The sequence below is a fragment of the Alienimonas sp. DA493 genome, assembly GCF_043951915.1.
Taxonomy (GTDB): Bacteria; Planctomycetota; Planctomycetia; order Planctomycetales; family Planctomycetaceae; genus Alienimonas.
The window spans coordinates 1-7,332 of record NZ_JBINJD010000211.1 but is presented as its reverse complement, the minus strand read 5'-3'; the positions used below and the strand labels follow the sequence as shown (position 1 = coordinate 7,332).

Here is a 7,332-nt window from a genome sequence, read left to right as displayed (position 1 = left end):
GGGGCGGCGACGGCGCCGCCCCCGCGGCTCTCCCCCTGCGGGTCGTGCACCACGCAGACGGCCAGCAGCCGCGGCGCCCGCACCGGGCCGCCGATCACGGCGGAGGCGGTGGTGCGGTCCTCGGCGTAGCGGCCGGCCTCGGCGTCCCACAGTTGGGCGGTGCCGGTCTTGCCGAACAGCCGGTAGTCGTCGTCCCGGGCCCGGCGGGCGGTGCCCTCCTCGACCACCGCCGCCAGCGGCCCGGCGACCAGCCAGTCGGCCCACTCCCGCGGCAACACCCGCGACGCCACCGGCGGCCGGCCGCCCCGCACCAGGGTGATCGGCAGCAGCGTGCCGCCGTTCGCCAGCGCCCCGTGGGCCGCGGCGAGATGGGCCGCTGTCACGGTCAATTCGTGGCCGATCGGGATCGACTGCGTGCTGTAGTCGTCCCACTGCTCCAACGGTCGCAGCGTGCCGGCCGCGGCGCCCGGCAGTTCCTCCCCGACGGGGCGGCCGAAGCCGTAGGTGGCGGCGATCCGGCAGAGCGTCGGGTTGCCCATTCGCCCGGCCAGCTTGGCGACGCCGATGTTGCTGGAGTGAATCAGGATCTCGCCCGGCGTGAGCTCTCCCCGGCGGGACACGTCCCGCAGCAGGCGGCCGGTGCCGGGGACCCGCCAGCGGCCGTTCTCGCAGTCGATCGGTTCGTCCACGGCGGTGAAGCCCTCCGCCAGGGCGGCGCCGACGAACAGCGGTTTGACGGTCGAACCGGGCTCGAACGGCGTGCCGAAGGCGTGGTGCGTCCAGGCGGCGGGGGGCAATCCGGCCAGGTTCTCCGGGTCGAACGCCGGCCGGCTGGCGGCGGCGAGGGCCTCGCCGGTGTGCGGGTCCGTGACCAGCAGGCAGGACCAGACCGGGTCGTACCGCTCCTGCACGCGGTCCAGCTCCGCCTCGGCGAAGCGCTGGATCGCCGCGTCGATCGTCAGGGCCACGTCCTCCCCGGGGACCGGCGGACGGGAGCGGCTTTCCAGCACGGCCCGGGCTCCGCCGCGGGCGTCGCGGACGGTGGTTCGCAGCCCGGGCTCGCCGCGGAGGCGAGCGTCGAGGACCCGCTCCATCCCGCTGACGCCTCGGCCGTCGAGGTTCCGCAGACCCACGACCGAGCCGCCGATCCGCCCCAGCGGCGTCCGCCGGCGGTACTCGGGGCGAAATCCCCACCATTCGTCCGGCAGGGCGAGGTCCCGCACCCGTTCGGCGGCGTCCTCGTCCAGACGCCGCCGAACCCAGAGGAACCAACCGTCCGGCCGTTCGCGAATCTGCGTCTCCAGTTTCGCGGCGTCGACGTCGACCGCCTCCCCGAGAGCGGCGCAACAGGCCGGGACCTTCTCCGGCGGGATCTTCCGCGGGACGAGGAACAGGCTGTCGGCCGTCACCGTCGTGGCGAGCAGGCGGCCGTGGCGGTCGAGCAGGTCGCCGGGGCGAGCGGGGAGCGTCGTTTCGACCTGTCGCTGCCGAACTGCCGTTTCCGCCAGCGCTTCGCCGCCGCCGATCGCCAGCACGGCCAGCCGCACCCCGATCGCCGCGGCGAACGCGGCGAGGCCGACGAACGCCGCCGTCTCACGCAGTCGGGGCGACGCGGGCATGGGAGGATTCGTTCGCGGGCCTTAGCGCCACCAGAGCAGCGGGGGTTCGACGGGGGCGGCCGCGTCCGGCGGGGCGGCGGCGGCCCGTTCCAGCAGGCCGCGACCGACGGGGGCGTCGGCGACGGCCTCGGCGGCGAGGCCGGTGTCCAGCCGCAGGCGGGCCCGGCGTTCTCGGAGGTCGTCGGCCGCCGCGGCCTGCGTCGCCAACCGGGCGTGCAGGGCGTTCGTACGGCGCCGCAGGGCGACGTCCACCTGGGCGACGGCGAAGATCAACGCCGCCGCCGCCGCGAACCGCACGGTCATCGTGTGGCGCTCTCCGCCCGCCGCCGCACCCCGGCGGCGTCCACGGGCAGGTTCAGCACCACCCCAGGTTTGAGCCGCCGCGGGTCGCGGATCTTGTCCCGGTTCAGGGCGAAGATCTGCTCCGCCCGGCTGGCCCGGCCGAGGTGCTTGTGGGCGATGTCGCCCAGCGTGTCGCCGGGGGCGACGCGGTACACCGGGCGGCCCTGCTCGTCGTAGGCGATGCCGGTCCAGCCGATGTTCGCCGACTGCGATTCGGCGGCCCGTTCCGCGTCGGCGAGGTCGGTGTCGTAGGCCAGCAGCGTCGCGGGCGGCGGGCAGATCACCTTCATGCCGGGCTTGAGGTTCCGCGGGTCGCGGATTCGCAGGGCGTTGTACCGGGCGAGGGCCTTGAAGTACTTCGCCGCCCCGTAGGCCCGCTTGCTGATAACCCAGTAGCTCTCGCCCTCCTGCACCTCGACCACCTTGCGGTCGTTCGGACCGGAGAACCGCAGCGGCATCGGCGTTTGGGCCTCGGCGTTGCGGACCGGACGGGAGCCGGACAGGTCGGCGGGCCGCGGGTTGGCGTCCGGGGCGAAGTTGACCGGGGTGAGGCCGGACTCCGGTTCGTCCGCCGCCAAGTTCGCGGCGGGGTTCGGTTGCGGCTTCGGAGCCGGCGCGGCGGCCGGCGGGGCGTTGAGGTCCGGCCATTCGGTCATCGGCGGCGCGGCCGGCACGTCCGCGGCGGGCTCCGCCGCGGAGGGCGTGTCGGCCAGTTCGACGGGGGCGAGATCCATCGGGGCGTCGGCGGCCGGTTCGGCGGTCGCCTCCAGCATCGGGCCTTCGTCGAAGAACGGTTCTTCCACGGCGGCGAGTTCCTGTGAGGCGGCGGCGGAGGCCGTCGCGCTCGGAGCGGTCGCGGCCGGGGCCGTCGGAGCGGGTTCGCCGGCGTCGAGGAAGAACGCATCGTCGCCGGTCGTCGCCGGGGCGCTCTCCGCGACGGTCGTCTCGGCGGCGGGGGCCGGTTCGTCCAAGTCCCACAGCACGGCGGCCTCCTCTTCCGCGGCCGGGGCCGGGGTCTCCGTCGCGGCGAACAGGTCCGGCTCCGCGGAGAGCGCCGCCTCGGCGGGCGCTTCTTCGGCGAGCAGCGTCTCCTCCGCAGCGAACGCGTCGGCCTCTTCGAACATGGCCCCGTCGGCGAAGGCGTCCGCGGAGGCCGCGGCCGGCGCCGGGTTCGGGGCGGCCGGTTCCTCGGCGGCGAGGAAGAATTCTCCGTCAGCGTCAGCGTCGCCGTCGGCGGGCGCCGCGGCGTCCGCCTCGAAGGCGACGGCCCCCGCCATCGCGGCGGGCTCCGCCGGGGCGGCCGGTTCCTCGGGGAAGGTCGCTTCCTCCGAGAAGGCCGGTTCGTCCATCGCCAGCATGGCCGGCTCCTCGGCCGCGTCGAGCGACGGGGCGGGGGCGGTCTCGGCCGGGGTCTTCTCGGGGGTCGCGTCGGCGAGGGCGGCGTCGTCCGGGAACAGCGGGGCGGCGGCGGGGGCCGGCGTCGCGGCGACGGCGGCCGGCTCCTCCTCGGCAGCGCCCCACAGGTCCGCCTCCGCGTCCGCCGCCGGGGCGGCGGGCGGCTCCGCGTCGGCGAGCGTTGCGGCGGGAGCGGGGTCGGCCGCGGCGGCGTCGGCGGGGGCCATGTCCGCGGGCCAGGCGTCGTCCGCCGGGGCCGGCTCGATCGGTTCCCGCGCAAACGCGTCCGCTTCCGCGACCATCGTCGCTTCGGCGTCGGGTTCGGGGGTCGGCTCCGCGGCGGGGGCCTCGGAGACGAACTCGATCGGCTCCGGCTCCTCGGCGGCGTCCGCCGCGGGGGTCGCGGCGGCCGTCGATGCAGCGCTCGGGACCGTGTCGAAGGCGTCCATCTCGGCCGCGAAGGGGTCGTCGGCCGCGGCCACCTCGGTCGGCTTCGCGGGGGCCGTTTCCGGTTCAGGACTCGGCTCGGCGAAGCTGCCGGTGGACCAATCCACGGCGACGGCAGTCTCGGTCGGCTCGGCCTCGGCGGATTCGTCCAGGGCGACGAATTCCACCGCCGCGGTTTCGACGCTGGCTTCGGGCCCGGCGCCCCAGAGGTCGACGTCGGCCGGCTCGGCGGCGGGGGCGTCGGCGAGGGACGCGTCCGCAGCCGGAGCGGCGGGCGGCTCCTGTCCGAACGCGTCGCCGAAGTCGGCCAGATCGCCGGCGCTCGACGCGGCGGTCGCCTCGCCCAGCTCGGCCTCGCCGGTTTCGGCGAGGGGGGCGTCGGCGGCGTCCTCGGCGGCCGCCTCGTCGCCCGGCCCGTGCAGGGCGGCGAGGGCGGTCAGCTTGTCTTCGTACTTGCGGTGCAGGACGAATCCGAACACGCCGACGAGCACCGCGAACACCGCGATGCCGACTTTGGTTTCGTTCGCCATGTCGAATCTCCCGCGTCCGTGCGGATCGAAAAAGGGTGTCTCGGGGCGCCGGCGGCCGTTAGGCCGTCGTCCGAACGGCCGTCCGCAACTTGGCGGAGCGGGCCCGGGGGTTCAGTCGGATTTCGCTGGGCGTGGCCGTCACGGGCTTCTTGCCCAGCGGCCGCCAGCCGTTCGCCTCGACGAACGCCCGTTTGACGAGGCGGTCTTCGAGGGAGTGGAAGGTGAGGATCGCCGCCCGCCCGCCGGGTTTCAGTACGGCGGGGAGCACGTCGGCGAGGGTGCGTTCGACGTGGCCCAGTTCGTCGTTCACCGCGATGCGGAGGGCCTGGAAGATGCGGACGGCCGGATGCGAGCCGCCGCCGGCCGGAGCCACGGACTCCACCAGCGCCGCCAGTTCGTCGGCGAAGCGGATCGGGGCGGCGTCGCGGCGGCGGACGATCTCTGCGGCGATCGCCGCGGCCCGGGGGTGCTCGCCGTAATCGGTGAAAATGCGGGTCAGTTCGGCCTCGTCGGCCTCGACCAGCAGGTCGGCGGCGGGGCGGCCGTGGCGGACGTCGAACCGCAGATCGAGCGGCCCGCCGCCGCGGCCGTCGCCGAGTTGGAAAGCGAAGCCGCGGGTCTCGTCGGCGAGTTGGTCGCTGGAGAGGCCGAGGTCCAGCAGGACGGCGTCGGCCCGGTCGACGCCGGCGTCGTCCAGCACGCCGCGGAGTTCGCTGTGAGAGGCCTGGTGCACCGTCGCCCAAGGGAAGGGGGCGAGGGCCTCGGCGGCGTGGCGGAGCATCAGCGCGTCGCGGTCGACGCCGATCACGCGGCCGGTCCGGCCGACGGCGGCGGCGATTTTCGCGGCGTGCCCGCCGGCGCCCACGGTGCCGTCGACGACCGTCAGGCCCGGCTGCAACGCCAGGGCGGTCAACACCTCGCGCACCAACACGGGGCGATGCACCGGCCGCGCGGCGGCGGGCGGGGGGGACGGCGGGGGCGGGGAACCGGGCACGATCGCCGGGGTCTAGCGGAAACCCCTCGGCGCGCGAAGACCAGACGCCGCGGCCGCTCCAACCCGCAGGATCGGCCGCCGCCTCACCGACCCGCCCGCCGGGGAACGATCAAAAAAGTGGCACGGGTTTCACGGCCCGGCTTATCGTATTTTACCCAACTGTCCCGCCCCGCCCGAATCGCCCACCGAGCCATGTCGACGGCGTCCGCTCAGCCGCCCGCCAAGGTCGCCGCGGGGTCCCGCCGTCGAACGGCCGCCCCGCCGCCCGTTCCGCCACCCTATTTCCTGCGGGCCCGCTCTCCGCTGGTGCGGGGCGTCGCCCGCAATACCGTCGGCCTGGCCCTCTGCGGCTTGATCCGCACCTGGGAGCGGATCGGGCGGTTTCCCCACCTGCACCGCCTGTTCATGCGCTGCTCCGACAGCCTGAAGGGGCTCGGCGGCGGGGGCTTCGGGGAGTACGAACCGACGGCCCGGGACGTGCTCGTGGTGACCTTCCCCAAAAGCGGCACCAACCTCACCCTGCAAATCCTCCAGCAGATCGCCCACGGCGGTCGCAGCGAGTTCCGTCACATCCATGACGTCTGTCCCTGGCCGGACTCCTTCGCCCTCGGCACGGCGTCGCTGGGGGAGGACCCGGGCGACGGGCTGTTCCGGGTGATCAAGACGCACCTCCCGGTCTCGCAGTTGCCCGTGCCGGAGGAGCCCGGGCCGGCGAAGTGGGTCTACGTGGCCCGCGACCCGCGGGACGTGTTCGTCAGCGCCTACCACTTTTATCGGGGGATCGCGTTCGGGCGGGCGATGCCGTCGGTCGAGGAGTGGCTCGGCACGTTCCTGCGGAACGAATACCACTTCGGCAGTTGGGCGGAGCACGTCGCCGGCTTCTGGGCGCTGCGGCACCGGCCGGACGTGCTGTTCCTCACCTTCCGGGAGCTGACCCGCGACCCCGGCGCCGCGGTGGACCGGCTGGCGGCGTTCGTCGGAGCCGACCTGACCGCGCAGGAGCGGGCCGAGGTGTTGCGGCTGTCCTCGCGCGACTGGATGAAGGCCCACGACGAACGCTTCCGCCCCAACATCGCCAGCCTGTGGGCCGACCTGGAGGCGCCGATGGTCCGCCGCGGCGTCTCCGGCGGCAGCGGGGAACTGCTGACGCCGGACCAGCAGCGCCGGATCGCGGAGTTCTGCAAGGCGGAGTTGCGACGCCTCGGCTGCGATCTCTGCTTCGACGAAACGTTCGGCCCCGCGACCGTGCCCCAACGGTCGGCGCCGCCGCGGGCGGCGGCCGCCTAGACCGGTCGGCCGGCGGCGATCTCGTCGAGCAACTCCGCGATGCGGGCGTCGGTCAGACCGTCGGCGACGAAGGCGGCCCCGGAGAAGTCCATTGCGGCGGTGTGCCGGTTCGGGACGGCGACCGCGACGGCGCCGCTGGCGACGCCGGCGGCGCAGCCGGTTTCGCTGTCCTCCAACACCAGCAGATCGCCCACGGGCACGCCCAGCCGGTCGGCCGCGGCGAGGTAGATCTCCGGGTTCGGCTTGCCTCGCTCGACGTCCTCCGCCCCGAGCAGCACGTCGAATCGGTCGATCAGTTCGAAGCGGGCCAGCGTCTCGTGCAGGTAGGCCCGGTCCGAGGAGGTGCACACCGCCGTCGGCAGGCCCTCCGCGGCGACGCGGTCCAGCAGCGGCAGGGCGCCGGGCATCAGCTCCAGCCCCCCCTCGGCGTGACCGCGGAACAGTTCGCCCAACTCGGCGATCAGTTCCTCGGCGGACTCCGTCAGGCCCAGGTGGTCGATCAGGGCCGCGAACGCTTCGTCCGCCCGCTTGCCCAGCATCAGGCCGCGGACCTCCGGGGTGTGCTCGTGGCCGCGGCGGGCCAGCAGTTCGTCCCCGGCTTTCTCGAAGACGTCCTCGCTGTTGATCAGCGTTCCGTCCAGGTCGAAGGCGACGGCTTGAATCGGCACGGCGGGGGGGAACGTCCGGGGGAGGGAGCGGCGGCGGGGGCGGGGCGAGA

6 protein-coding genes are annotated in these 7,332 nt (G+C 74.7%); 1 reads left to right on the top strand and 5 read right to left on the bottom strand.

The window, feature by feature from the left end; all coding sequences use genetic code 11:
- From ACG2DA_RS20725 to rsmH, 4 genes are all read right to left on the bottom strand, one after another.
- The coding region (locus tag ACG2DA_RS20725; RefSeq protein ID WP_395258337.1) for a peptidoglycan D,D-transpeptidase FtsI family protein at positions 1–1,619 on the bottom strand (1,619 nt) is incomplete at its 3' end.
- Between the two features lie 21 nt (positions 1,620–1,640).
- The gene (locus ACG2DA_RS20720; RefSeq protein WP_395258336.1) at positions 1,641–1,922 is read right to left on the bottom strand and encodes a hypothetical protein; all 282 of its coding nucleotides are present in this window, start codon (positions 1,920–1,922) and stop codon (positions 1,641–1,643) included.
- A complete protein-coding gene (locus ACG2DA_RS20715) occupies positions 1,919–4,333 on the bottom strand; it encodes a LysM peptidoglycan-binding domain-containing protein (RefSeq protein ID WP_395258334.1) in 2,415 nt (804 codons plus the stop codon). Before ACG2DA_RS20715 ends, ACG2DA_RS20720 begins: the two co-directional genes overlap by 4 nt.
- 58 nt (positions 4,334–4,391) lie before the next feature.
- The gene (rsmH, locus tag ACG2DA_RS20710) at positions 4,392–5,276 is read right to left on the bottom strand and encodes a 16S rRNA (cytosine(1402)-N(4))-methyltransferase RsmH (RefSeq protein ID WP_395258333.1); all 885 of its coding nucleotides are present in this window, start codon (positions 5,274–5,276) and stop codon (positions 4,392–4,394) included.
- 243 nt (positions 5,277–5,519) lie between these two features.
- Between rsmH and ACG2DA_RS20705 the strand changes: the two genes are divergently transcribed.
- Complete coding sequence (locus ACG2DA_RS20705) at positions 5,520–6,614, top strand: sulfotransferase domain-containing protein (RefSeq protein ID WP_395258331.1); 1,095 nt, start codon at positions 5,520–5,522, stop codon at positions 6,612–6,614.
- Here ACG2DA_RS20705 and ACG2DA_RS20700 read toward each other — a convergent pair.
- The coding region (locus ACG2DA_RS20700) for an HAD family hydrolase (protein WP_395258329.1) at positions 6,611–7,332 on the bottom strand (722 nt) is incomplete at its 5' end. The two genes, ACG2DA_RS20705 and ACG2DA_RS20700, sit on opposite strands and share 4 nt — an antisense overlap.

Excerpts from the sequence above, each read along its gene's own strand:
- ACG2DA_RS20720 (WP_395258336.1), bottom strand. The coding sequence starts at position 1,922 with ATGACCGTGCGGTTCGCGGCGGCGGCGGCGTTGATCTTCGCCGTCGCC.
- ACG2DA_RS20705 (WP_395258331.1), top strand. The coding sequence starts at position 5,520 with ATGTCGACGGCGTCCGCTCAGCCGCCCGCCAAGGTCGCCGCGGGGTCC.
- ACG2DA_RS20715 (WP_395258334.1), bottom strand. The coding sequence starts at position 4,333 with ATGGCGAACGAAACCAAAGTCGGCATCGCGGTGTTCGCGGTGCTCGTC.